This window comes from Myxococcus sp. RHSTA-1-4, from assembly GCF_020037125.1.
Lineage (GTDB): Bacteria > Myxococcota > Myxococcia > Myxococcales > Myxococcaceae > Myxococcus.
Map to the genome: position 1 here is coordinate 87,873 of NZ_JAIQDG010000036.1, position 25,696 is coordinate 113,568.

At 69.4% G+C, this 25,696-nt stretch carries 17 protein-coding genes and 1 pseudogene; 8 read left to right on the forward strand and 10 right to left on the reverse strand.

Translation table 11 applies throughout. The features are described from left to right. Window positions 1-273: 273 nt before the first annotated feature. Window positions 274-1,827, forward strand: a complete 1,554-nt coding sequence (locus K8638_RS36040) for a hypothetical protein (protein ID WP_223759272.1) — start codon at window positions 274-276, stop codon at window positions 1,825-1,827. Between the two features lie 8 nt (window positions 1,828-1,835). After that, entirely contained in the window at window positions 1,836-2,642 is an 807-nt protein-coding gene (locus K8638_RS36045; RefSeq protein ID WP_223759254.1) for a hypothetical protein, read from the forward strand. 21 nt (window positions 2,643-2,663) lie between these two features. On the opposite strand, the gene K8638_RS36050 is transcribed toward K8638_RS36045, so the two are convergent. After that, window positions 2,664-2,891, reverse strand: a complete 228-nt coding sequence (locus K8638_RS36050) for a twin-arginine translocase TatA/TatE family subunit (RefSeq protein ID WP_223759255.1) — start codon at window positions 2,889-2,891, stop codon at window positions 2,664-2,666. Between the two features lie 115 nt (window positions 2,892-3,006). On the opposite strand from K8638_RS36050, the gene K8638_RS36055 reads away from it, so the two are divergent. After that, window positions 3,007-3,732: a glycerophosphodiester phosphodiesterase family protein gene (locus K8638_RS36055; RefSeq protein WP_223759256.1), complete on the forward strand. Its 726-nt coding sequence runs from the start codon at window positions 3,007-3,009 to the stop codon at window positions 3,730-3,732. 3 nt (window positions 3,733-3,735) lie between these two features. Here the strand turns inward: K8638_RS36055 and K8638_RS36060 are convergent, their stop codons facing one another. The 3 genes from K8638_RS36060 to K8638_RS36070 all read right to left on the reverse strand — a co-directional run bounded on the left by K8638_RS36060 (window position 3,736) and on the right by K8638_RS36070 (window position 9,093). Further along, on the reverse strand, window positions 3,736-4,641 hold the full coding sequence (locus K8638_RS36060) for a hypothetical protein (protein ID WP_223759257.1): 906 nt from the start codon (window positions 4,639-4,641) through the stop codon (window positions 3,736-3,738). A gap of 186 nt (window positions 4,642-4,827) precedes the next feature. After that, a complete protein-coding gene (locus K8638_RS36065; RefSeq protein WP_223759258.1) occupies window positions 4,828-8,061 on the reverse strand; it encodes an MXAN_5808 family serine peptidase in 3,234 nt (1,077 codons plus the stop codon). Between the two features lie 216 nt (window positions 8,062-8,277). Continuing rightward, window positions 8,278-9,093 (reverse strand): EI24 domain-containing protein, encoded by an 816-nt coding sequence (locus K8638_RS36070; protein ID WP_223759259.1) that lies wholly within the window; start codon window positions 9,091-9,093, stop codon window positions 8,278-8,280. 60 nt (window positions 9,094-9,153) lie between these two features. On the opposite strand from K8638_RS36070, the gene K8638_RS36075 reads away from it, so the two are divergent. Beyond that, the gene (locus tag K8638_RS36075; protein WP_223759260.1) at window positions 9,154-10,491 is read left to right on the forward strand and encodes a glutamate--cysteine ligase; all 1,338 of its coding nucleotides are present in this window, start codon (window positions 9,154-9,156) and stop codon (window positions 10,489-10,491) included. 12 nt (window positions 10,492-10,503) lie between these two features. On the opposite strand, the gene K8638_RS36080 is transcribed toward K8638_RS36075, so the two are convergent. The 4 genes from K8638_RS36080 to alaS all read right to left on the reverse strand — a co-directional run bounded on the left by K8638_RS36080 (window position 10,504) and on the right by alaS (window position 17,635). Then, a complete protein-coding gene (locus tag K8638_RS36080; protein ID WP_223759261.1) occupies window positions 10,504-11,118 on the reverse strand; it encodes an outer membrane beta-barrel protein in 615 nt (204 codons plus the stop codon). A gap of 129 nt (window positions 11,119-11,247) precedes the next feature. Beyond that, window positions 11,248-14,283, reverse strand: coding sequence for a TIGR02266 family protein (locus K8638_RS44725; protein WP_255663099.1), 3,036 nt, complete (start codon window positions 14,281-14,283; stop codon window positions 11,248-11,250). Next, complete coding sequence (locus K8638_RS36095) at window positions 14,280-14,945, reverse strand: DUF4352 domain-containing protein (RefSeq protein WP_223759262.1); 666 nt, start codon at window positions 14,943-14,945, stop codon at window positions 14,280-14,282. Before K8638_RS36095 ends, K8638_RS44725 begins: the two co-directional genes overlap by 4 nt. After that, window positions 14,942-17,635: an alanine--tRNA ligase gene (gene alaS / locus K8638_RS36100; protein WP_223759263.1), complete on the reverse strand. Its 2,694-nt coding sequence runs from the start codon at window positions 17,633-17,635 to the stop codon at window positions 14,942-14,944. Before alaS ends, K8638_RS36095 begins: the two co-directional genes overlap by 4 nt. 2,241 nt (window positions 17,636-19,876) lie before the next feature. On the opposite strand from alaS, the gene K8638_RS36110 reads away from it, so the two are divergent. The 3 genes from K8638_RS36110 (at window position 19,877) to K8638_RS36120 (ending at window position 21,543) form a co-directional block, all read left to right on the forward strand. Beyond that, the gene (locus K8638_RS36110; protein ID WP_223759264.1) at window positions 19,877-20,254 is read left to right on the forward strand and encodes a HEAT repeat domain-containing protein; all 378 of its coding nucleotides are present in this window, start codon (window positions 19,877-19,879) and stop codon (window positions 20,252-20,254) included. A 234-nt stretch (window positions 20,255-20,488) separates the two neighbouring features. Further along, window positions 20,489-21,010, forward strand: coding sequence for a transposase (locus tag K8638_RS36115; RefSeq protein ID WP_223759265.1), 522 nt, complete (start codon window positions 20,489-20,491; stop codon window positions 21,008-21,010). Window positions 21,011-21,057: 47 nt separating this feature from the next. Continuing rightward, the gene (locus tag K8638_RS36120) at window positions 21,058-21,543 is read left to right on the forward strand and encodes a hypothetical protein (RefSeq protein WP_223759266.1); all 486 of its coding nucleotides are present in this window, start codon (window positions 21,058-21,060) and stop codon (window positions 21,541-21,543) included. A 93-nt stretch (window positions 21,544-21,636) separates the two neighbouring features. Here the strand turns inward: K8638_RS36120 and K8638_RS36125 are convergent, their stop codons facing one another. After that, the gene (locus K8638_RS36125) at window positions 21,637-22,794 is read right to left on the reverse strand and encodes an IS4 family transposase (RefSeq protein ID WP_223759267.1); all 1,158 of its coding nucleotides are present in this window, start codon (window positions 22,792-22,794) and stop codon (window positions 21,637-21,639) included. Between the two features lie 238 nt (window positions 22,795-23,032). Between K8638_RS36125 and K8638_RS36130 the strand changes: the two genes are divergently transcribed. After that, window positions 23,033-23,641, forward strand: a complete 609-nt coding sequence (locus tag K8638_RS36130; RefSeq protein WP_223759271.1) for an RHS repeat domain-containing protein — start codon at window positions 23,033-23,035, stop codon at window positions 23,639-23,641. A gap of 493 nt (window positions 23,642-24,134) precedes the next feature. On the opposite strand, the pseudogene K8638_RS36135 reads toward K8638_RS36130, so the two are convergent. Beyond that, window positions 24,135-25,525, reverse strand: a pseudogene (locus K8638_RS36135) (IS1380 family transposase). Between the last annotated feature and the right edge of the window lie 171 nt (window positions 25,526-25,696).

Consider the following 25,696-nt stretch of genomic DNA (forward strand, 5'->3'; position numbering starts at 1 on the left):
TCGAGGGGCGGTGCCCCGGCATCGGCGGCCCCTCGGGGGGCTCCGCCGGCTCCAGTAGCTGGCGCGGCGGCCCGGCCGCCTCCGCCTCCTGCCGCCTCGCACGGCGTGGCTGCTCCCAGCGCCGGTGGTGTGCCACCTCCAGCTCCCGCCGGCGCGGCCCCTGTCACTCCCCGCCGGGGCGCGGCACCTGCTGCCGCACCGCCTCCCCTGGCCCTGGACGGGGCGGACCCGTTCGCGGACCTCCTCGGTGGCCCCGGGCCCTCCGGGGGGGCCGTGCCGCCGAATGCCTTCGATGACCTTCCGGTGCCCAAGGCGCCCGCGGCCGATGCGCTCCGCCGGGCCGCGGCGCCTCCTCCCGCCTCCTCGCCCACGGGGGCGATGGCGCCAGGCCCGGTACGCCCGGCCCAGACCGGGGCCCGTCCTCCCGCGCCAGCGGCGCCCTTCCAGGATGACGACCCGTTCGCGTCCATCGACATCGACGTCGGGACCGCGACCCCCACGGCTCCGGTGCCCCGGGCGGCTCCGGCTCCCGCCGTGCCCGCCGGAGAGGACCCGTTCGCGTCCATCGACATCGATGACGTGACTGTCACCTCCACGGCCACGGCCGCCCCCGCGTTCGCCGGAGAGGACCCGTTCGCGTCCATCGGCCTCGGCGGTGTCAGCGGACCGTCCCTGCCTCCGGCCGCACCGTCCTCCAGCGGACCCGGGGGACGGGCACCCGCGGCGCCCCTGCCACCATTTGCTGGCGCACCCGCGGGGCGGGCACCTGCCGCGCCCCTGTCGCCTCCCTCCAGCGCAACGGCGGCAGGGGCACCCGCCGGGGGGCTGCCGCAGCCCGCCAGCGCACCGGTGGGGCGTGCACCCGCTGCTTCCTCGCAGCCGTCTCCCGCCGCGCCCCTGCCACCCCCTGCCAACGCCAGCGACCTGTTCGACCTCACCTCGGACGCGGACCCGTTCGGCGAGCACTCCGGGGTGCAGCCGACCGACACCGGCCGCGCGGCCCTGTTCGGAACGACGCCTCCACCCGCTGACAGCCTGGATGACCCCTTCGCCCTCGCTCCCTCGGGCGGCTCGCTGCTGGCGGACGTGCCCCCGGTGGACGAGGCCCAGGAGTTCAGCGTCACGCTCGGCACGCTCGGAGCGCCCGGGGCGGGCCCACGCGAGGTCCTGGACCTCGGACCCGCGGCGGACGCGCCCGCCGTCTCCGTGGCCCGCCCCACCGCCCGTCCCGAGGACGTGGGCATCCCCCAGAGCCGCCCGCCCAGCCGCGCCCGGAAGGTGACGGCGCTCGTGGCCAACCTCGTCGTCGCCTCCGCGCTGGTGGTGGGACTGGGCGCCGTGGGCCGCGTCTACCTGCGTGAGGGCCGGGTGGACCTGTCGGTGCTGTCTCCGGAGCACCTGCGCACGCTCGTCTTCCCCTCGGCCCGGCCGCTGGTGGCCGTGGACGTGTCCAATGCCCTCTATGAGACCCGAGCGGGGCGGTCGCTCTTCATCGTCCGCGGTGAGGCGGAGAACCGCACCGCCTCCGCCACCCGCGTGCGCGTGCGCGCCGCGCTGTACGACGGCAGCCAGCGGGTGCGCTCCGCGGAGGCGCTCGCGGGCGCGCTGCCCACGCCCGAGGAACTGTACGCCGTGGGCAACTCGGACTCGGCCGCGGCGCTGAGCCAGCGCCTGGACGCGGCGGCCACCCCCGTGGCGCCCGGCGCCAGGGCCCCCTTCCTCGTCATGTTCCACGAGTACCCGGCGGACCTCGGTGCATTCCGGCTGGAGGTGACGCTGGAGCCGGTGTCCTCCGCCCCAGCGGAGGCCGGCGGTCGCAAGGAGTGAGTCACCGCATGCCCACGCTGGAGGACGCCCGCACCGTCGCCCGCTTCCTGCACGCCCTGAGCGGCGGCGCCGAGGTGCGCCGCAAGGCCGCCGCGCGCGAGCTGGCCCGGAGGGACCCGCTCGACACGAATGAGCTGGTCGGCCACCTCATCTCCCTGGCCCGTCATGGCTGGGGGCCCGCCAGTTGCGTGCTGTCCGACTTCATGGCCGCGCTGGAGCAGGAGGCTACGTCCATTCCCCACGTGGAAGCGCTGCGGCGGCTCGCGCATGTGCAGTCGCTCGACACGGTGGCGGACCTGTTCGCCGAGGGCCCCGCCCAGAAGGAGATGGACGCGGACGCCGCCGCCCGCGCGGACGCCAATGCCTTCTCCCAGTCGCTCGGGCACCTGAAGCAGCAGGCCCGCCTCACGAGGGACCCGGACACGCTGTCCCGCCTGGCCACCGTCAGCAACCCGACGGTGCTGCGCAACGTGCTCATCAACCCGCGGCTCACCGAGGACCTCGTGGTCCGCATCGCCGCGCGCCGCCCGGCCCGGCCCGAGCCGCTCATCGAAATCTGGAAGTCGCCGCGCTGGTCCGTGCGCCATGCCGTGCGCCGCGCGCTCGTCTTCAATCCGTACCTGCCACCGGAGATTGGCGCGAAAATCGTCCCGCTCCTCAACACCACGGACCTGCGCGAGGTGGTCGCCAGCAACAGCCTGCACCCCGCGCTGCGCGAGCAGGCCGCCCGGCTGCTCGCCGAGAGTCCCGAGGTGCGGCAGCTCGCCAGCCAGGTCGCCACGGCGCGGCGCACCGGGCCTCACGGGCCGGACTGAGGAGAAGGGCAGGGACGCGGGCTAGCGGCGGCGCGGCGGCTCGGGCTCGGAAATCTCCGCGTCCGTGGTGCCCCGGCGCGAGTGCGTCAGCGACTTCGCGTCCACCAGGTCCTCGCCCTTCGAGGCCTTCTTGAACGAGTAGACGAACTTGCCCACGGCGTTGCCGAGCTGACCCATGCGGGCGGCCGAGAAGACCACCAACAGGATGAAGCCGAGGACGATGATTTCTCCGAGGCCGAGGCCCAGCATGGTGCGGGCACAGTGCAGCAAAGGGCGGGGGGAGGCAAGCCGCGCGTCCACCGGTGGACGCGGCCGGCCGCACCGTTGCTGCGCGGCGGACGCAACCGGCGCACACTGGGGGCCCATGCTCCTGCTTGCCCACCGTGGTGCCAGCGCCGATGCCCCCGAGAACACCCTGGACGCCTTCGCCGAGGCCGCCCGTCAGGGCGCCGACGGGGTGGAACTGGACGCCATGGTGTGCGGCTCCGGGGAGGTGGTGGTCTGCCACGACGAGAAGCTGGACCGGCTCGCGCGCCTGCCCTGGGAGGTGCGCGTCACCCCCTGGTGGAAGCTCCAGCGCGCCGACGTGGGCTCGCCGCTCGGCTTCGCCCCCGCCCGCATCCCCCTGCTGGAGGAGGTGCTGGAGGCGCTGCCCGCGAACTTCCTCATCAACATCGAGCTGAAGTGCGAGCGCTTCGACGACGGCGGCCTCGCGGAGAAGGTGGCGGAGCTCGTCCGCCGGCGCGGGCTGGCCGAGCGGGTGGTCATCTCCAGCTTCAACCCGCTGTGCCTCTTCCGCATGATGGCCGTGGCGCCCGAGCTGCGCCGGGGCTTCCTCATCGACCCGGACAAGCCCTGGGGCGTCCAGGCCTACGGGGTGAGCCCGCTGGTGTCCTCACACTCGGTCCACCCGTTCCACGAGGCGTGCACCCCGGAGCGGGTGGCCGCGTGGCGCGCCGCCGGCCTGCGTGTGGCGGCCTGGACGGTGGATGACCTCGCGCGGGCCCGGGCCCTGGAGGCCATGGGCGTCAGCTACCTCATCACGAACAAGCCCGGCACCGTGCGCCAGGCCCTGCGCGCCGCCGCGTAGACCTCAGAAGTCCATGCCGAGCGTGGTGTTGAAGGCGAACACCGCGGGCAGGCTCCGGCTCTCCGTGCCTCCCGATTCAGTGGGAACGTCCACGCTGCCCGTGCGCGTCAGCGACAGCTCCGCGCCGAGCTGCAGCACGCCGCCGATGAACCGCACGCCGCCGTACAGGCGCTGGTTCATGTTGTCGCCGAAGGACACCTTCCTGTAGGCGGCCGTGTCCTCCAGCGCCGCGCGCGAGCTCTCGCCCGTCGACTCCTCCAGGGAGCGCTCCGGCCTGAAGTCGAGCCGGCTGGAGGTGGCGCCCACGAAGCCCAGGTCCAGGCCGCCGTAGGGCGTCAGCGTCACCATGCCGCCGAGCGGGAACTGCTTGCCCACGCCGAAATCCAGGCCCCACACCGTCAGGTTCAGGTCCCGGGCGCCGAACAGCTTCGTCACGTGCAGGCGCACGCCAGCGTCCGGCAGCCAGGTGAAGCCCTCGTTGACGGCCCACTTCAGCTCGCCCGTGCCCACCACCTGGCTGCTGCGCTCGATGTAGCCCACGCGTCCGCCCAGCTCCAACGAGAAGGGCAGGCCCTTGCGCACGTGGAGGGAGGGGATGAGCACCGTGGACGGCTGCGGGTCCTCCATGGGGATGACCACGCTGTCCGGCAGGGACACGACGGACAGCTCCGCGTTGACGGCCCAGGCCGAGTGGCCCGTCGTCTCCGGCGGCATCAGGTTCACCGAGGTGATGGCCGCGCCCATGACGCGGGCGAACGCCTGGAAGTCAGCGTCGGCGGTGAGCACCGGCTCGGTGCCATTCACATCCGGGTTGCCGAGCTGCCAGATGCGCAGGTCGTTGTTGTCCGCGTACGCGGCCGCACCTGTCGCCCATGCCGCGAGGGCCAGCCACCGACTGAACGTCCGCATGCGAGTCACCGCCTCCGGGGGCGCACTGGACCGGCCGGGGGGCGCCCAACGCGTCGGACGCTAACGCCTGCCCGCGAGGAGCGTCAACAAAACGGGCGGCCCCTCCCGCGGTCTCCGTGAGGAGGCTCCGCTGGAAAGGCCGCCCGGAAGAGGCGGCGCGCCAGGGTGGCGCGAGGCGCCGGGGTGCTACTGCTGCTTCACCGGCGTGCTGTTCGCCGGCGCGGAGACCTTCTGGGCCACCTCCGCCGGACGGCGGCGGATGACCAGGGTGCGGCGGCTGGCGAAGTCGGTGTCCTCGCGGGCCACCACCAGCACGTTGTTGTTGCCCTCCTTGAGCGCGAACTCGGTGGAGAACTTCAACGTGTGGGGCTCACCGCCCTTGGGGTCCACGCCCTTGAAGTAGACCTTCTGGTCATTCACCAGCACGTAGACGTCCAGGAGCCCGTTGGGGTCGTTGACGATGCCGGACAGCGTGAACTTGTCCCCGTTGGCCACGAGGCCCCCGGCGGCCGGGTCCACGTCCAGGCGGATGTCGGGCGGCCGGTGCTGCGTGGTCCACGCCAGCTTGGGCTGGGTGGCGCGGCCCGCGGCGCGCTGCTCCCGCGCGTCCTGGGTGCGGACGAAGGCGAAGCGGCCCTTCTCCAGCTCCACACGGTAGAAGCCCTTGGCCACCGCCTCCACGGGCAGCACCGAGGCCCCGCCCAGCTTCGCCACCGGCCGGGCATCCGCCGCCGGAGCGCCGAAGAGCTCCGCCTTGTCGTTCACCCGGACGAAGCCCTTCTTCGGCTCCACCGCGGCCACCGCGGCGTCACGCACCGGCAGCTGCAGCTTCTCCATGACGAACTCCTCGAGGGGCTCGTCGATGATGGCCAGCTTCAGCGGGAAGGTGTCGCCCTTGTAGCCCTTCTTCACCTCGAGCTGGAAGCGCGCCGTCTTCGTCTCGCCGGGCTTCAGCTCGCCCAGCTTGAAGCGGCCCTTCTCGATGAAGATGTTGGCGTCCCCGCCATTCTTGATCTGCGTGAAGGAGTCGAGCGCCGGGCCGGTGCCCGCGTTCGTCACGTCCAGCAGCACGGAGAAGGACTCCCCGCGCTGCACCATGCCGTCGCCGTTGCAGGTGGTGCAGTCGTCGATGACCTGCCAGTTGAAGGCGAAGGCGGGGCGCGGCAGCTCCACGAAGTTGAGCTCCGCCACGCGCGTCTCCGGAAGCGGGCCGTGGTCGTCGAAGAACTTCACCGTCACGTCGTCGCGGCGGCTGGTGAGGTCCTTGGGCAGGCGCACCTTCACCTTCCAGGACTTCTTCTCACCCGGGTTCAGCGCGCCGAAGAGGAACTCGCGGCGGTCCAGGAAGGCGTTGTCGCTCTCCGTGTAGGCGCGCACGCGCTTCAGCGGCTCGGTGCCCTTGTTCTCGGCGGTGACGACCATCTCCAGCACCTCGCCCGCGGCAATCTTCGCGTCCGCGGACGGGCTCAGCGAGGCGGCCATCTGCACGTTCTTCGGCGTGGGGCCGGCGCTCCAGTCCACGCCCAGCGCGGCGATGGCGGAGCTGATGCGAGCCTCCTCGTCCTTGCGCTTCTGCTCCACGAAGGCCTTGCCCTGCTGGAGCTGCTGCTTGCGGGTGGTGGCCGGCGCGCGCAGCACGTAGTCACGCGCGAACTGGACCTCGAAGTCCTCCTTGATTTCGTCCTGCGACTCGGCGTCGAGCTGGTCGTCCAGGTCCTCGCCCTGGCCGGCCACGTCCACGTCCAGCAGCGGGTCCTTGCGCTCGCCCTTCTTGTCGGTCGCGGGCTTGTCGGCGGCGGCCGTCTTGGGAGCCTTGGACTCCTCCTTGGCGGCGGCGGCCTGGGCCTGCTTCTCGTCAATCTTGAGGTACTTGAGGCTCTCCAGCGGCTTCTCGCGGTCCAGCACGTCCTCCCGCTTCTTGGCGACGGTGGACGAGTCCGGGTTGCCGAAGTGCTGGTCCAGGTCCGCCTCACCCATGGAGCGGCGCGGGGCGAACACGTCCACGCGCTCGTCGGTGACGCGGGTGGGGACGAGCTGGATGTCCGGGACGATGCCGACCTCCTGGATGGAGACGTCGCCGGGCGTGAGGTACTTGGCGATGGTCAGCTTCAGCGCGCTGTCATCCGGGAAGTCGTACAGCACCTGCACGCTGCCCTTGCCGAACGTCTGGCGGCCGATGATGACCGCGCGGTCGAGGTTCTTCAGCGCGCCGGCCACGATTTCGGACGCGGAGGCGCTGCCGGCGTTGACCAGCACGGCGATGGGGTAGGCGTCCTCGCCGTCCGTGGGGCGCGCGCGCTTCTCCTCGCGCAGCTTGTCGGACAGGCCCACCGTCGCGACGATGGTGCCGCTGGAGAGGAAGGTGTCGGACACCTGGATGGCCTGCTCCAGCAGGCCGCCCGGGTTGCCGCGCAGGTCCAGCACCAGGCCCTTGAAGCCGCCCTTCGCCGAGGCCTGCTTGCGCAGGTCGGACAGCGCCGCCTCGAGGTCCCGGGTGGTGTTGCCCTGGAAGTTCTTCAGGCGGACATAACCGACGTTGCCGGCGAGCATCTTGTGCTGGACGCTCTCGATGGAAATCATCGCGCGGGCCAGCGTCATGGTGCGGGGCTTGTCCCAGCCGTCGCGCTCCACCGTAATCGTGATGCGGCTGTCCACCGGGCCGCGCAGCTTGGACACGGCCTCGTTGAGGTCCATGTTGACGGTGGACTCCTCGCCAATCTTCTTGATGCGGTCGTCCTTGAGGATGCCGGCGCGGTGCGCGGGCGTCTTGGGCAGCACCTTGACGACGGTGAGGTTGCCCTCGCGCATCTGGATGACGAAGCCGAGGCCGCCGAACTCACCCTTGGTGGACAGCTTCATCTCCCGGTAGAGCTCCGGGCGCAGCAGCACCGAGTGCGGGTCCAGCGTGGACAGCATGCCGTTGACCGCGGCGTACTCGATGTCCCGCGTGTCCTCGATGGGACGCATGTTCTTCGACAGGAAGTCGAAGACGTCCTTCAGGGCGAAGGACATCTTCCAGAGCGAGTCGACATGGCCGATGTCGAACTCGCGCTGCTTGCCGTTGACGTTGACGTTGAGCTTGCCCGTCTCGGCGCTGCCCTCGACGAGGACGTCGGGGACGCTCTTCTCCACGTACTCCAGCGCGGAGATCATCATCTCCTTGGGCTTCACGCGCTTGGGGTCGACGTAGTTCTCCTTCACATAGAGGATGACCTTCGTCAGGACGCGGAGGCTGTTGAGGTCGTGCTGGGCCTTCTCGCCCTTGGCGGCCGGCAGGCTGCCGTCCCAGGAGCCCTGCCCGGCCTCGGCCGTGCCCAGGGTGAGCGGCAAGGGTGCCCGGTCACTGCCCACCAGGGCCCAGGCGCCGAGGAGCACGGCAACGGCGGTGATGCGGCGGAAGAAACGCGGCATGTGATTCATCCAAGCTGGAGCACTGGTCGGGCGCCCCGGGGTGTTGCGAGAAATGCCCTGAAATTCCGAACCTTTGTAACGCGAGAAACGAGCGCTGGGAGCGGCCGGGCAAGCCTAATCACGGCCGCCGGGTGCTTCAAGGCATCGCCTTGCTGCTGAGGATGCAGAACGTCCCTGGCGGGCATTGCGTTCCCGCCAACGGAGCAGGACAGCCGGCGCGGGCGTTTATTTCAGGGCACCGGCCCCCGCCGACGGAGGGGGAGGAAGCAGCCGGGCGTCCCGCAGGCCGCGATAGAGGAGCGTTCCGGCGACGATGGCCAGGGGCAGGAAGAAGGTGTTGAGGATGGGCACCCACAAGAGGACGTAGACGCCCGCGCCCAGGCCCAGGCAGAGGGCCCGCCGCTCGCGGAGCATGCGGCGCACCTCGGCGAAGGGGTAGAGGTGGCGCGTCATGGGGGCGGCCAGGAACTCGCCCGCCATCCACGTCATGGTCCACAGGCTGCCGAGCACCGTCCACAGCACGCTGCCCACCCCGGGGATGAGATGGAGGGGCAGGAGGATGGCCAGCCCCAGGAGGAGGAAGAAGAGCCGGGCCAGCGTGTGCGCCACGCCGGTGATGATGCCGCGCACCAGGCCGGCCAGGGTGAAGGGCGGGCCTTCGTCGCCGCCGACCACGGCCTCGGTGGTCTCCGAGAGGGGGTCCTGTAGCGGGGCGAGCAGCAGCGGGGGCACCACGTTGGCACCCACCACCCAGACGACGAGCGAGGAGAGGACCAGCACCGTCGTCCAGGCGGCCCGTCCGTACCAGGACTCGGGGCGGACCCAGAAGGACTCGAGCGCCCCGGGGGCGTAGCGCCACAGCAGCCAGACCAGCCCCACCAGCGCCACGGCGGTGATGACGGCGCAGAGGGCGGACAGGAAGAAGAGGCGCTTGGAGCGGAAGACCAGGGAGAGGGCCCGGCCGAGCAGCCCCATTCCCTGGAAGAAATCCGACAGGCGGGCCTGGGGGGCGATGACGGGGACGGCGGAGTGTGGGGTCATGACGGGGGCCGTGCGCAAATCAGGGCGGGTCCAGCGGCGCACGTTATATAGGGCGCGCCCATGTCCCTCGACCTCAAGCGCGCGGCCTCCGAGCCCATCACCTCCGTCGACATGCTGGTGGCCGGTTTCCGGGCCGCCGAGAAGCCCCGGAGCGAGCACCGGCTCGGCCTGGAGCACGAGAAGTTCCTCTACCCGGTGGGGTCCGCGAAACCCCTGCCGTACGAGGGGGACTCCGGCGTGGGTGCGCTCCTGGCTCGGCTGGCCCCCGGGGGCTACACGCCCTTCCGGGAGACGCCCGAGTCACCCGTCATCGCCTTGCAGCGGGGGGAGGCCACCATCTCCCTGGAGCCGGGCGGGCAGCTGGAGCTGTCCGGCAGTCCCTTCCGCACGGCGCGCGAGGCGCACGCGGAGAACCTGGGCCACCTCCAGGAGGTGAAGGCGGCGGCGGACGCGCTGGGCCTGCGCGTCGTCTTCCTGGGCTACCGGCCCACGTCCACGACGGCGGACATGCCGTGGATGCCGAAGACGCGCTACCTGGTGATGCGCCGCACGCTGCCGGAGCGCGGCCGGCTGGCGCTGAACATGATGTTGATGACGGCCACCGGACAGGTGTCGCTCGACTGGGCGGACGAGGCGGACTGCGCCCGCAAGACGGTGGTGGTGGCGCGGCTGGCGCCGTTGATGAACGCGATGTACGCCAACAGCCCGCTGGTGGAGGGCAAGCCGTCCGGCTACCTGTCCTTCCGCAACCGCGTCTGGGACGAGGTGGACCCCACGCGCTGTGGCTACCTGCCGGCGTTCTTCGACGGCTCATTCTCCTACCGGGCCTATGTGGAGTGGGCGCTGGACGCGCCGCTGCTCTTCCTGCGCCGCGACGGGCAGTACCTGCACCCGAAGCTCACCTTCCGGCAGCTCATGAAGGAGGGCTACGAGGGCCAGCCGCCGGACCTGGCGGACTGGACGGACCACCTGTCCACGCTCTTCCCGGAGGTGCGGCTGAAGAAGGTGGTGGAGGTGCGCGGCGCGGACTGCGTGAATCCGGCGATGACGGGCGCGCTGGCGGCGCTGTGGCGCGGCATCCTCTACGACGCCACCGCGCTGGACGAGGCGGAGCGCCTGTTGCCGAAGCTGAGCTACACCGAGCACCTGGCCTTCCACGACACCGCGCGCCGCGAGGGGCTGGAAGGGCGCCTGGGTTCCCGGGAGCTGCACCGGCTGGCGGCGGAGATGGTGGCCATCGCACAGCGCGGCCTGCGGCGGCTGGACGCGCAGGACGCGCCGCTGCTGGAGCCGCTGGCGGAGGTGACGGCTTCGGGCCGCTCGCCCGCGAAGGCGGTGCTCGAGGCGTGGGAGCAGGACCCACGCCCCGAGTCGGTGCTGGCCCGCTTCGCCCTGTGAGGCGCGGGCCGGCTAGAAGCGTCCGCCGACGGTGAGGCTGGCGTTGAAGAGGCTGCCCTTCGCGTCACCGCCGCCCACTTCCTCGACCACCTCCTCGTTCCCCAGGAAGGTGTAGGTGGCGCGCGCGCCGGCCGTGATGGCACCGAAGCGGTACTCCAGGCCGGCCGCCAGCGGGACTTCCGTCTGGACGTCGTTTTCGTAGACGTCCTCGGCGCCCTCCGAGGGGTTGAGGTAGCTCAGGCCGAAGCCGGCGCCCACGAAGGGCCTCCACTTCTCATCCAGGAGTGGCCCCGCCTTCGCCAGGAGGGAGCCGTTGTGGCGCCAGATGCCCTCGCCGCTGTCCACGCGGTTGTCATCGATGGCGATGCGCTGGCCCTCGTAGCCGGCCTCGATGCCGATGAGCGGCCAGACCTGCGCCACGGCGGCGATGCCCAGCAGCGGGCCCGGGTTGGTGATCTCATCCAGGTCGCCGGTGAAGCCTCCCGCGCCCAGGCTGACGTCGATGCCCACGGGCGGCTGCTGGGTGACACCCAGGCTCCGGCCCACTTCCTGAGCCTCAATCGCGAATGCCGGTGCGGCCAGGCACGCGGCCGCCACGGCGGCTCCCTTCACAATCCAACGTCGCATCGCATTCCTCCCCGAATTATCGGTCACCGGAAAGTTGGGCATCTGGCGCCAAGGCCACAGAGGGGAACGCCGGAGCGGGCGGTGGTTCGAAGGCAGGTGGGGCGTGGAGAGGCCGGCCGGACAGGCCGCTCAGCGGCGGCCGAAGAGCTTCTTCAGCCCCGACAGCAGGCCGCCAGGGCGCGCCTCGGGCTCTCCCTCCAGGGGCGAGCGGGCGATGAGCGCGTCACGGGCGGCGTCGTCCAGGTCCTCGGCGGACAGGGACACCGGCTTCCGCTTCGCGCCCGGCAGCGTGGCCTCCAGCGAGAGGGCCCCGTCGGCGGAGAGGGCGAAGTGCAGCTCCACCTCGCCCGGCCGCTCCACGGAGAATTGGAGCCGGCCAAGGTACTCGTTCTCCGCCGCCAGGGGCGAGGGGCCCTGGAAGAGGGCGAGCTCCAGCGGGCCCGGTGTGGTGACGGGCAGCACCAGCGTCTTGCTGGTGGGCAGGCGGGTGTTGCGCTCCAGCACGCGGCGCAGCGTGCCGCCGCGCTCGGCGACGCCGATGGGGGCGGAGAGCACCTCGGAGACGGAGGCGGCGGGCTTGCCGGCCTCGGCCAGCAGCAGGGCCTGACCGAGCAGCGCCGCGCCCAGCGCCACCGCGCCGCGTGGGTCCACGTCGTCGCGCACGGGGACGCCCAGGCTCTCCTCCAGCCGGCGGCGCACCAGCGGTGCGCGGCTCTGCCCGCCCACGAGCAGCACCGCGTCCAGGCCCTGCGGGGAGAGGGCGTTGGACTCCAGCACCTCGCGCACGACGGTCGTCACGCGCTGGGCGAGGTCCGCGGTGAGGGCTTCCACGCGCTCGCGGGTGAAGGGGGGCACGGTGCCGGTGGACAGCGGGACGTCCACCTGTTCGCGCTCGGAGAGGGCCACCTTGGTGGACTCGGCGGCGTTGCGCAGGGGGGCCCAGTCGAGGAGGTGCTGCGGCCGGGGCACGCCCTGCGCGTCGAGGTCGCTGGCGAGGGCCTCGGCGATGCGGGCGTCGAAGTCCATGCCGCCCACGGTGGCGTCACCGCCGGTGGTGATGACCTCCAGGTCGTCACCCGTCACCTGGACCACGCAGACCTCCAGGCCCCCGCCGCCCAGGTCCACCACCAGCACCCGCTTGCGAGCCAGCCCGCGCCCGTGGCCATACGCGAGCGCGGCCGCGGCCGGGGCGGTGAGGATGCGCTGCGCGTCGAGCCCCGCCAGGGTGGCGGCCTCGCGCAGGGCGGCGCGCTGGCGGTCCGTGAAGTGCGTGGGGGCGCTGATGACGGCGCGGGTGGCCTTGCGGCCGATGAACGTCGCCGCGGCGTGCTTCAGCTCGCGCAACAGCATGGCCGTGAAGAGGGTGGGCGCGATGAGCCGGCCCCCGAGCTCGACGGCGGCGTCGCCGCGCGGGTCCACCGAGACGGGGAAGGGGAGCTGCGTGGACAGGTCTCGCACCCGCGGCGAGTGGGCGCGCAGGCCCAGCAGCCGCTTGAGGCCGGAGGTGGCACGGCGCGGGGCACGGCTGGCCTCCACCTGCGCGCCAGCACCGATGAGCAGCTCGTCGCTTCCGTCCACGGCGACGAGGGCGGGCAGCTCCGTGCCGTCCGTGCCGGGAATGGGGACGAGCTTCGCGGTGCCCTCGTGGAAGACGGCGACGCGCGCATGGGTGGTGCCCAGGTCGATGCCGAGCACCACCTCGGGTATCGCGGGGGCCGGCGCCGCCGCGGTGACGGGCACGTCCAGCAGCGCCCGGCGGCGGTTGCGCACGGCCTCCGCGTCCTGCGCGGCGGAGGGAGGCGTCTCGGGCTCGGCGCGGTCGGTGGGCGCGGTGCGGGTGGCGGTGGTGGCCGTGCTCTCGGGCGCGGCGTGGCCGGTGGGCGTGGCCGTGGCGGGAGGGGGCTCGGGCTCGGGGCGGGTGGCCGTGGTGGCAGTGCTCTCGGGTGCGGCGCGGTCGGTGGGCGTGGCCGTGGCGGGAGGGGGCTCGGGCGCGGGGCGGGTGGCCGTGGTGGCAGTGCTCTCGGGCTCGGCGCGGTCGGTGGGCGCGGGCGTGGCGGGAGCGTTCTCTGAGCCGGCGCGGTCGGCGGAGGTTGCCGTGGTGGGAGGGCTTACGGGTTCGGCGCGGTCGGTAGGAGCGACCGCGGCGGGAACGCTCTCTGCGCCGGCGTGGTTGGCGGGGGCGTGTGCCTCGGGCTCAGTGTGGTCGGTATGCGTGCCCGTGATGCCAAGGAGGGTGGCTTCGAGCGCGGTGGGGTTCGTGGAGGCTTCCGCGGTGCTGTCTCCCGAGGAAGGGCCCTCGGGCTTCTCGCGCTCGGCGGGAGTGACCGGGGGCGCCGCATGGATGGAGCCCGTTGGCGCGGTGGCGGACAGCGGTGCGCTCGGGCCGGCCTCGAGCGGAGTGCGCTCTTCCTGGCGCGTGGCCGAAGTGCCCGGTGTGGAGTCTTCGTGAGCAGGAGGTGGCTTCACCCTCGCGCCCTGAACCGCCTCGGGGCTGACGAGCGCGGGGGCCTCGGTACGAGACTGCTCGATGGACGTGGAACCCGCGAACGGCTGGGACGACTCGCGAGGCGCGGGAGCGTCTTCCGGCTCGGGCTCGGAGAGGCTCGCGGTGATGTCGAAGCCGAGGCTGTCGTCGTCCGGCTCGGGCCTGGCGGCGGAGGGGGCGCTCGTGGCGGCCTCCGTGGACATGGGCTCGTTCGCGGGCGCTTCGGCGGTTGCGGCCGGGCCCGCCCCGACAGGCGGCGGCGTCACTCTCGCGGCGCCCATGGCCCCGCGCGCAGTCACGCGACGTGTGAGCCCTGGCGGAGGCGCGGGCGGTGCCGCCGGTGGAGGAGGTTCCACGATGCCGCCGCGCCGGGCCACCACGCGGTCGATGAGCGCCTTGCTCGCGGCGTCCAGCTTCACGAAGCGCACCGTCATGCCGGTGCGCCCGCCGCCCGCGTCCGCCTGCGCCTTCACCACCACGCCTTCACCGCGCAGCAGCCGCGCGCCGTCCGCCAATACGAACTCGAACGCCAGCCCGGTGCCCTCGGGCTTCAGCGCGCGCGTGGCCACGAAGACGCCCCCGCGCGCCACGTTCGAGCCGTACTTGTCGATGAACTCGTCTTCCGTCGTGTACGGAAGGCGGATGCGCAGGGGGAGGAGCTTGGACGCGAGCCCGCTCATCGCAGGGGAATCCGCACGTCTCCCCCGGACCCCTGCATCACCAGGTGCAGGCCGTCTTCCCGCAGGGCCGCCGGGGGGAGCTCGAACAGGAGGACCACGTCGGTGCGCTCCTCCGGCGCCCACGTGCGCCGCAGGGGCCGGGTGCCCGCCACCACCTGCGCGTCACGCGCCAGCGTGTACTGCTGGCCGTCCGCGCCCACCACCTTCGCGCCATCCAGGTCCAGGGTCAGCGGCGCGGCGCCCACGTTCTGTGTGATGAGCCGCACGCGGAGGAACAATTCCTCCGTCGTCAGCCCCACCTTGCCGGAGCCCTTCACCGAGTGGGACGACTCCAGCCCGGTGAGCTTCACCGCCAACGTGTCCACGTGCACCGTCTCGTTGGACGCGGGCAGGGAGAGCCGCCGCTCGCCGGACGCGTCGAGCCCCGCGGCCAGCCCCGCCAGGTTCGCGTTCGGGTCGCCGCGCGTGGCCTCGGGGCCCTGGGTGGGACGGCCACCCTGGTTCACCCGGTCCACCTCCGCGCGCAGCTTCTGGAGCGTCCGGTCATCCCCCATTCCCTGGGCGCCGGGCGTGGACTCCTCCTTCGTGCAGCCCCCCAGGAGGAGGGCCGCCGCCGTGAGGAGCGCCACCGGCGCCAGGGCAGGGGAGGACCGGGGACTCACGCCGCGCCCGCGCCCTTCACCAGCTCGTACAGCTTGTCGAGCGCCGCGGGCAGCTTCGAGGCATCCGGGCCACCGGCCTGCGCCATGTCGGGCTTGCCACCGCCCTTGCCGCCCACTTCCTTGGCCATCTCCCGCACCAGCGCGCCGGCGTTGATGCCCTTGGCGACGACGTCCTTGGTGGCCGCGACGAGGATGATGGCCCGGCCGTCCTTCTCACCGCCGATGGCCACCACGCCCGAGCGGATGCGGTCGCGGAGCTGGTCCGCCATGCCGCGCAGCACGTTGTCGTCCGCCGCGTCCACGCGCGTGGCCAGCACCTTCATGCCGTTCACCTCGCGCGCCTGCTCCAGCAGGTCCTTGCTGCCGGCCGTCTGCGCCTTGACGGCGACCTCCTCCACCTTGCGCTCCAGCTCCTTCACGCGCTTCTGGGTGGCCTCGACGCGCTTCGCCAGCTCCTTCGGATTGGTCTTCAGCAGCTCGGCCGCCTTGCGCAGCTCGTGCTCCTGCTCGCGCACGTACTGGAGCGCGCCGATGCCGGTGAGCGCGACGATGCGGCGCACGCCGGACGCCACGCCGCTCTCGCTGGCAACCTTGAACAGGCCGATGTCACCGCTGCGCCGCACGTGCGTGCCGCCGCACAGCTCGGTGGACTCCGGGTGCACGGTGACGACGCGCACCGTCTCGCCGTACTTCTCTCCGAACATGGCGACGGCGCCGGACTTCTTCGCGTCCTCCAGGCTCATGATGCGCGTCTCGGCCGCCGCGTTGTCGCGAATCCAGCCGTTGACCAGGTCCTCCACCTGCTCGAGCTGCTCGGGCGTGGCGGGGGAGAAGTGCGAGAAGTCGAAGCGCAGGTAGTCCGGCGCCACGACGGAGCCCGCCTGCTTCACGTGCTCGCCCAGCACCAGCTTGAGCGCCTTGTGCAGCAGGTGCGTCGCGGAGTGGTTGGCGCGGATGGACTTGCGGCGCTCGTTGTCGACGCCGGCCTGCACCATGTCGCCGACCTTGAAGGTGCCGCCGGTGACTTCCACCGAGTGGACCACGAGCCCCGACACCGGGCGCTGCGCGTCCTTCACCTGCGCCACCGCCTTGCCGCCGTGGCCGACGATGCGGCCCGTGTCGCCCACCTGGCCGCCGGACTCGCCGTAGAAGGGCGTGCGGTCCAGGACCAGCTCGACCGTGTCGCCCTGGGAGGCCTGGAGCACCTCCGCGCCGTCCTTCACGATGGCGCGGATGCTGCCCTCGCCCTCGTGGCCCTCGCCCTCGTAGCCGAGGAACTGGGTGGGGCCGAGCTTCTCCACCAGCTTCATGTAGACGTCGCCAACGCCCTTGTCACCGGAGCCGGCGAACTTGTTCTTGTCCGCCTCCTCCTGCTTCTTCCGGTTGTAGCCCTCGAGGTCCACCCCGAAGCCGCGCTCGCGGAGGATGATCTCCGTGAGGTCCCACGGGAAGCCGTAGGTGCTGTGGAGGTCCCAGACCTTGTCGCCGTGGAGGACCTTCTCGCCGGAGCCCTTCATCCGGGCGACTTCCTCGTCGATGAGCTTCAGGCCGCGGTTGAGCGTCTCGCGGAAGCTCGTCTCCTCGTGCTTGGTGACCTCGAGGATGAAGGTGCGGTTCTGGCGCAGGTCCGGGTAGGCGTCGCCCATCAGGTCGATGACGCGGTCGACGACCTTGAAGAAGAAGACGTCCTCCAGGTCCAGGAGGGTGCCGTGGCGGATGGCGCGGCGCATGATGCGGCGCAGGACGTAGCCGCGGCCCTCGTTGGAGGGCTGAACGCCGTCCGCGATGAGGAAGGCCGCCGCGCGGCTGTGGTCCGCCACGACGCGCATGGAGGCACCGCCCTCCTGCGTGTAGGGCTTGCCGCACAGCTCGCTGACCTTGGCGATGATGTTCTGGAAGAGGTCGGTCTCGTAGTTGGAGCGCTTGCCCTGGACGACGGAGGCGATGCGCTCCAGGCCCGCGCCCGTGTCGATGGACGGCTTGGGCAGCGGAATCAGCGGCGCGTCCTTCTCCTTGCGCTCGAACTGCATGAACACGAGGTTCCAGATTTCGAGCCAGCGGTCGCAGTCACACGCGACGCCCTGACACTTCCTGCCCGCGGCCTCCTCCACACAGGGGATGTCGTTGCCCTGGAAGTAGTGGATTTCGGAGCAGGGGCCGCACGGGCCGGTGTCGCCCATGGCCCAGAAGTTGTCCTTGAGGCCGAGCTTGTAGATGCGCTCACGGGGCACGCCCTGCTTCGCCCACAGCTCGAAGGCCTCTTCGTCCCAGGGGGTGCCGCCCTCGCCGTTGAACACGGTGACGGCGAGGCGCTCCTTGTCGAGGCCGAGCGTCTTCGTGACGAACTCCCAGCCGTACGCAATCGCGTCGGCCTTGAAGTAGTCGCCGAAGGAGAAGTTGCCGAGCATCTCGAAGAACGTGTGGTGCCGGGCGGTGAAGCCCACGTTGTCGAGGTCGTTGTGCTTGCCGCCGGCGCGCACGCACTTCTGGGAGGTGGTGGCGCGGGTGTAGTCGCGCTTCTCGCGGCCGGTGAAGACGTCCTTGAACTGCACCATGCCCGCGTTGGTGAACATCAGCGACGGGTCGTTGGCGGGCACCAGCGAGGAGGAGGCAACGCGGCGGTGACCACGCTCCTCGAAGAACTTGAGGAACGCCTCGCGAATCTGGGAGGCGGTGAGGGCGGAAGGCATGGTGTGGGTATATGCCACAACGCGGGGCGGCGCAGGAGTTCTTGGAGGGGGCATGGGTAGGAGGACGGCCCACGCTCCCGGGGGCTGACCTGCCCGGCGGCTCGCCGGGGGAGGGGGCGGTACGGGGGGGATGGCTGGGGGCTGCCCGGGCGGGCGGTAGCTGGGAGAGGGGCGGTGGCCGGGTGGTTGGAGGGCCGACGGAGTGCTTGAGGGCGGGGAGAGGGGCGGGCGGCGCCGCGACCTGGGCTGGGGGTGGGGCGGCGCTTTGTCCTGGCGGACGCGCGGGCGTAGGGGCTGCGTAGAAACCTGGTGCGCTACCCGGCAGGCTTGCGATTCACCTCTGCGTTCCGCCACCGAGAGGCATGCAGAGGAACCGCGGGGCCGCGCCCAGTTCCGCCGTTGCCACCAAGTATAGGGGAGGGCGGTGAAGAGGATGAGGAGGGGCGCAGGCGCTGCATCGACGAAGGCCTTGGATACTCACCTGGTCGAGTTGAGGGCGAGACTCGATGCGAGTCCTGTCGCGCCTACTGCCAGTCCAGCGGCTTCTGGCCGGATGCAGTCTACACATGGAATGGAAGCCGCCTGCCGTGCAACAGAGAGTAGAGCTGTACAGAGGCAAGAGGGATCCGCCCCCTCATGACGAGAACTGGCGATCCTTTCTACGTGCAAAGGAGGCGAACAGCGCCTTGGCGCCGAGGATTTGGCGACGATATCGGCAGGGGCTCCGGCGTCTGGAGCGTGAATACCGCGAGCGAGTGCCGAGGGGCTCGCTCGGGCGTGCGCTCGCAGAGGATGCGTTCTTTTGTGCGACGCACTGGGGGAAGAGCCGGAGCATCGTCCAATACACCCTCCGTAGCTTGCTGGAACATCCGCTGAGCGTGAGGCTCTACACGTACGCTGCTGCCGAGTATCGGAAGTGGGCCGCAGAGTCCTCTCCCATGGAACTCCCCGCCGCGGAGCGGATGGTCGCGCATGCACGGGAGGAGCTGCGGGACACGGATGCGCTCACTCAAGACAGCCTGAAGCGAATGCTTCAGGTTGTAACTGGAGGGTAGTCTGATGGTTCTCAATACGCGGCGGCGTTGACTTGATCGAAGCGTGCATGCGTGAGCTGTGGGCGTGCTCATTCTTTCGGTGCTGCTCGCGACGAATGCCCATGGGCATTCGCTTTGGCTTTCGGAGTCCTTTGCCAATATGTGCGAGTATGAGATGGTCTTGGAGAATTGGACCAGGGGGCCTACGGCGGAGAGGCAGGCGTTCTGGTCTGCTCCCCGATTGTCGGACCAGCTGAGGCGTGAGAGAGTCCTCGTGGCCAGGAGGTAGGCCGGTCAAGCGGCTATCGGAAAGGATGGGGCGTGTGGTGGATTCTAGGCCGCCATCGAGAGTCAGGCGCTCCGAGAGGGTGCTGGTCGGGATGCTTGCGGCTTCCATCGGCCTGTACGTCGTTTTCATCGGGCGCCGAATGGCTGGAGACACGGATCTGCTCTTGCGGATTGCCGCGGTTGCCCACGCTCCCCTGGCGGCGCTGTCGTTCTTCCTGGGGCTATACACATTCTTCCGCCGTGGCTCCGCGCTCGCGGGCCTATTGTCCCTCGGGAGTTTGGTTGTGTTGTGGTGGTACATTTTCATCTCGTCCGACTGATGGTTGGGGAAGCCACGCCCAAGGCCTGAGCCGCCAGGCTCCAGCTTCTGTGCTGCTGTCGTGGCGACGGCGGCCCTGGCGGGAGCGGGCCTCTCGTCGAGCGCTTCGCCGAACTCCTTCACGGCCATTGTGTTTTCCAAGGAGCGCTTGGCTTCATATGATGGGATGGCTCAGGTCCCTCCCGCGACCAATCAAGGAAGAGGTGGTATGCCTGCGCTGCAGCATGTTAAGGAAATAGTGCACCGGGGCGCCTACTTCGTAAATGACTGGTCCAATGTGAGTTGTGTGGATGCAGTCAAGAAGGCAAAGGCCAACATCCCGACTGCTGGTGATGGCGAGTATGCGAGACATTGCGAGTGCGTTGACACGAACGGATACAAGGGGGCGGGTCCCAGTGTGAGAAGAAGACCACCCAGTGAGCCAGGCCGGGGATTGCCTTGACGACAGCGGACCGGTTGACCGGGGAGGCGCGTCAGAGGGCGCTTGACGCACTGAGCGGCGATGACCGACGGTCTGTCGTCAAGCACTCTTGTCTTCTTGCGTCCGAGAGTGAATTGGCAGTGCCCCTGCTGAGGAAGCTGAGGACCGAGTCCCGAGCGATGAATCGCCAGGCGATTCTGTACGCACTCAGCTGGCAGGACGACGTTCGTGCCTGGTGGCCTCTGGTCAAGGTGCTTGCTGATGTCAACGAAGCTCCGGCCGTTCGAGGGCAGGCCGCGGAGGGCATTGGCTATCTATTCGCTCGAAAGAGAAAGAACAGGCTGGGATACACCGTTGCCATGGAGGTGTTGCTGTGGGCGCTCGGTGATCCGTCGCCCGAGGTGCGATACTACGCAATCTTCGCCCTCGGCGCTTCGCGAGACCCTTCGATTATTCCAGCTCTCCAGAAGATGTTGAAGGATCCTGGCCGGTCAGACGCGATTGTGGGGACAATTGGCGATGAGGCGCGCAGTGCCATTGATTGGATTCTGCGTTGAGGGGGGCTGGCTCGTGTTGACGCGCACGCCTGCTGATGGGCGAGCAAACCGGCTGGTTGATGGGCATCCGTCAGGAGCATGCGAGCCGTCAGCGGGCGTGATGCCCATCGAGCCCGGCTCCGGGACGCCACCCTGGCCGATGATGGCGTCCCGAGGCCGAATGGCTACGCGGGGAGCTGCGCGCGCTCAATCACGCCGCGGACGAGCTCGCCGTCGACGAGCTTGCGCTTGAGCATGACGTCCGACGCCGTCGATGCCGTGCGACGTGCCGAAGTCCGCGGCGCTACCGACGACGAGGCCCGCAAGCCGCTCAAAGGGACGCGGTGGGCGCTGCTCAAGAACCCGTGGAACCTCAATGCGACCGAGACTCGGAAGCTCGAGGACCTCGAGCGCGCCAATCGCCGCATCTTCCGGGCCAACCTGCTCAAAGAGAAGCTGGCCGAAATCCTCAGCCGCCGGCAGCCAGGTGTCGCAGCCTCGGAGCTGGCTCGCTGGACTCAATGGGTGGCCCGCAGCAGGCTCAAGTCCTTCGTAAAGCTCGCGCGCACCATCAAGCAGTTCTCCGCCGGCACTATCGCCTGCGTGCGCACTGGGCTGAGCAACGGCCCCTCCGAAGGCCTCAAAAACAAGACACGACTCATCACCCGCCGCGCGTACGGTTTTCACTCCGCCCCCGCGCTCTTCGCGATGATCTTCCTCTGCTGCGGCGGAATCGCGCTCTCGCCTCCGCTCCCGTTACCCACAGGAAGTCCATGAGGTCCTTGGAAATGAGGACGGCTCGCCGTAGATTTCGTCTGCTCGCTATGACGGTGGCAGTTGCAGGTCTCGTTGTGTCGGGTGTTGTCGCGCTTTCGATGTTCGCCTGGCAGGCGAAGAGAATCGATCGACGCTACTCCCATGGACACCAGCCACATGCCGAAGGGATGGGCTTCGGTGAGTGGCTCCCTTCCTTTGTGCCCGCCAATGCGATGGACATTGTGCAGCGACACCATCTGGATTGGGATGTGGTTCATGGAGTCTTTATTGTCCCCTCCAAAGAAGTGCCCTCACTTGTAGACGAGCTTGATTCGATTCAAGGTGAATGCGTGCTTTCGCTTCCGGTAGACACAATTGGAGAATTTCCGCTCAAGGAGCGAGAAGTGACGTGTGCCCGGCTACGGACTCTGGGCTTCTCCGTGTTTCGGGTTGCTCCGACGTTGGGCGGAGTGGCGACCAACAAGTGGGGCTATATCGTGCTTGTTGATGAGCGAAGCGGCGCGGTTCTCTATTGGTCCGACTTCTTCCGATGATGCATTCGTAGTTCTCTTGTAATCGGGAAAAGGGAACTACACGTTCCGGAGGCGGGCGCGGATCCCGTTGGATCAGAACCCTGAGGCATCCCCTCATATGACACCGAAGGCTTCGCGAAAAACCGGTTGCTCTCGAACGAGTTGGCCGAAGAGTTCCATCAGAGGTTGCAACCGGGCCTCGGGCATCATGGGCAGAGCCTGATAGTAGAAGCAGCCTTGGCGGAAGAGGGAGTAGGAGCGTTTTTTGACCGTGTTGGCTTTGAGGTAGCGCTCCATGCCCAGTCGCTCACCGGCCTCCCCCAGCAACGTCAGCAGCGCCAACGCCAGCGCCAGCGCACACACCAGCAGCAACCGGTCGCGCCGCTCCGGTTCGGTAATGCTCATGGCGGACAAGCCCATACCGAAACGCAAGTCCTTGATGTCACGGAAGCTCTCCTCGGTGCGGAAACGGCGGCTGTAGAGCGCCACCACCTGGGAGGCGCTCGCCGCGCTCAAGCTGGTGGCCAGACACCAGGGCTCCTTCATGCCCTTCTTCTTCACGAGCACCACCGCGCCCACGGGCGCCTCGTCGTCGGTGACGCGCGCCGCCTTCAGACGGACGGCTCGGCCCGAGGCGGGCACCCACTCGGCTGCCGGGCGTCGTTCTCCGCGGGCCGTGGTGACCGTGATGCACTGGCGGAAGCGGATGACGTACTCGAAGCCCAACGGCCCCAGCAGGGCGTAGAGCTTCTGGTCTGCGAAGCCCCGGTCGGCCAGAATCGTCACCTTCACCTCGGGTGCGATGAGCTCGCGAAGGCGCAAGAGGACGGAGTCCTCCACTTCATTGCGCAGCCCCTTGAGGGCGGACTTCTGCACCGTCAGCCACACCAGGGGCGTCGAGCGGCCATGTCGCGTCTTGAGCGCGGCCACCAGCGTCGTCTGGTCGTCGGCCTCGAAGTCCGTCCAGTCCAGCGACACCACGGCCTCGGTGCGCTGCCCCAGCACGTAGGGCACCCATAGGGCGAGCAGGTGCCAGACGTCGATGCCCGTGTTGGACAGCAGCCGGTCGACCTGCTTCACCCCATGCTTGCCCTGGGTGCCACGGGCCAGCGCCAGCGCCCGGCCGATGGCGTACACCGACAGGCTGGCCGCATGGACCGCGCCCAGCGTCGCCAGCGACAGCGACAAAACCCTCTTGGCATGCAGATCTTCCCCGAAAAGCCCGTCGAGGAAGGCGTGCACCTTCTTTTCGTTGATGGGGGAGGTTCTCACCCAGTACGTAGTGTCGAGGGGGCCCTACTCCTCGCACGAGCCAGCCGACCTGCCGCTTCCTCATCAGCTTGCTAAATGAGGGGATGCCTCAGCGCCTTGGGTGAAGCCGTCGGCAGGGAAGGCGATGCTGGAGTTCACGGCCAACAGCGCCAACTGCTGCCCCACGCCGGAAGGTGGACTTGCGTGCAGCACTGCCACCTGCGCCCAGTATCCGAACTATCCCTACGGGGGCGTAGCGATGGTGGCCTACGAGTACCAGCGCTACCAGACGGGCGCACAGCCCTTCTGGACGCCGCTGCGATTCCCGGGGCAGTACCACGATACGGAGACCGACCTGTTCGAGAACTGGAACCGGTACTATGACCCTGGCATCGGGCGGTACCTGCAGCCGGAGCCGATGTTAAAGGAGCCAGAGTGGGTGAAGGGGCAGGCATTCCGTGGGTTTACGGCGCCTGCGTATGCGTATGCGAACAACAACCCGTTGCACTTCGTGGATCCAGACGGCAATAACATTCTAGTTATCCCGTTGCCGCAAGCTCCTGTCCTGCCTCCGGGTGCCACGGTTTCGGACGCGCTGCTATGTACATTCGCGCCGTGGCTCTGTAACTTTGAACCACCTCCTCGACCGCAGGGAGCTTGTCCGGACCCGGAACAACCGTGGGTCCGGAAGCAGACATGTACTGCCGCGTGTCCTGTTATCGTTTTTGACCCTCAGCCGGGAATCGCTTACCCTGCCTGGACCAATGGCACGGGCGGAACGTGTCATGAGGCTGAACGTGAAGCGCGTCAAAAAACACCAAGAGGAAGTCGTACTAGGCACTGTCAATGCGACTGTGCAGCTAGGTGAGTGAGATGGCTGCTTGGCGCATAGGGGACTCGGTTCGGGTAGTGAAAATGCCTAGCTGGCTTGGGCAATTGCCGGAGAATAGTCAGCGCCTCTTCGTGGAGTGCATTGGCAAGGTCTTCACGGTCGAAGAGATCGAGGGTGATGGCGCTCTCGTTCTCGATGTCTCTGGTGTCGGGACTCCCCTGCTCGGGGGTACACGCCATATCATCATGGTGGATCCCACCGACGTTGAAGCCGGATAGCTACATTGGAAGGTCGGCCATGCTGTTCTTCCAGCGCCTGAGTCGCTCGCTTCATTTCAACAGGCTCTCATTCACGCCTCGGCTAACCCGGATCGGTCACACCGGGCAGGGACATAGGGCTGGTGTCGTAGCATAGCCCGCCGGGGCCCTCGCGCCTTGCTTGGTGTCGGTTCTGATTTCAGCAACGGGCAAAGCTCGGCCCTCTCCCGCCGGAGTTGGGCCCGCGCGAGGTTGTCAAAGAGCCGCGGGCGTCAGGAGGGAGCGGGCAGCGTGCGCAGTTGCTCCGCGATGCGCGCGAAGAGGTCTTTCACCGGGGCTGCGGCACTGAGGGAGAGGACGACGCGGCGCACGCTCACGCGGACGAGGGCGGCCACCTTCAGCAGCTTCAGCCGGAGGGTCCCCGCCTGAGCCCGTTCGAGCTCCGTGCCTTTCAGTCCGAAGTGCCGCAGCAGGTTGAGCAGCACGTAGGCGACGGAGGCGAACCAGAGACGCAGCTGGTTGGTCCGCATCGTGTGGGCGCTGGTCCGGTCCGCGAAGAGGCCCAGCTGCTGCTCCTTGATGCGGTTCTCCATGTCGCCTCGGGCGCAGTAGAGTTCTTCGTAGAGCGCCTGGGCGGGGTGCTGCTGCTCGCACAGGGACGTCACCACGAAGCGCGGGTTGTGCTTGTCGCCCAGCCACTCGGCCTTGGCCACCACGCGCCGCTCCCGCGTCCAGGAGTCCAGTGTCCGGTAGCGCAGCTCGCGGAAGGCACGTGTCGGCGCGCCATCACGCTCCTGCTGCGACACCGCCCGCACCAGCTCCAGGTCCGCCGCTATCATCCCCTCCAGCCGCTTGTTGCGGGCCAGGCCGAAGACGTAGTCGACGCCGTTGTCCTCGCACCAGGCCATGAGGTCATCTCTGGCGAAGCCCGAGTCGGCGCGCACCAGAATGCGCGTGCCCGGCCAGCGCTCGCGCAGGCGGGCCACCAGGCGCTGCACCTCTTCCAGCGCGCCCGCGGCCGCGTCGATGTCCGAGGTGCGCAGCTTCGCGCTCAGCAGGAAATCGCCCGCGAAGATGTAGAGCGGGAGGTAGCAGTAGTTGCCGTAGTAGCCGTGGAAGAAGCGACCTTCCTGGGTGCCGTGGATGGGGTCGTCGGTGGCGTCCAGGTCCAGCACCACCTCGCGCGGCGGGCGAGGGTGCGCGTCGAGGAAGGCGTCGACGAAGAAGGACTCCACCGCCTGCGAGTCATAGACGACCTTGCGGTAGCGCGCCTCGGCGGTGGCATCCGCCGGCGTCAGCTCCAGCCGGTTGAGCGTGCTGGGGCTGGCAAGCCGCTGCGTCGGCTCCGCCTTGCCCACCACCGCCGAGAGCAACGGGTCCTGGCGCAGCGTGGCATGGTCCACCAGGTCCTCGTAGCCGCAGGCGATGCCGAAGACGCGCTGGCGCACCACAACTCCTCCACCGTGTGGTGGATGAGGTCCGGGGCGCGAAGGTCCCGGAAGCAGGCCGCGAACTTCCGCATCAGCCCGAACCGCCGGTCGACCCGGTGCAGCAGCACCAGTCCGCCGTCCGAGGAGATGTGGTCCGCATCGAACGCGGCCACCAGTTTCCGCTGACCGACCCTCTCGAACTCAAGCTGCTTCGGGGTACACTCTGTTTTCACCGCGTGGGTCCTCCCGCATCGCTGAAGTGCCTAGGAACACTCCAGTTTTCGGTCGGTCCCCACGCGGTGTTCCCTCTCCCCGTGATCAATCCGGGCTAGCCCGAATCGGTCACACCGGGCACGGACATAGGGCTGGTGTCGTAGCGTAGCCAGCAGGGGCCCTCGCGCCCT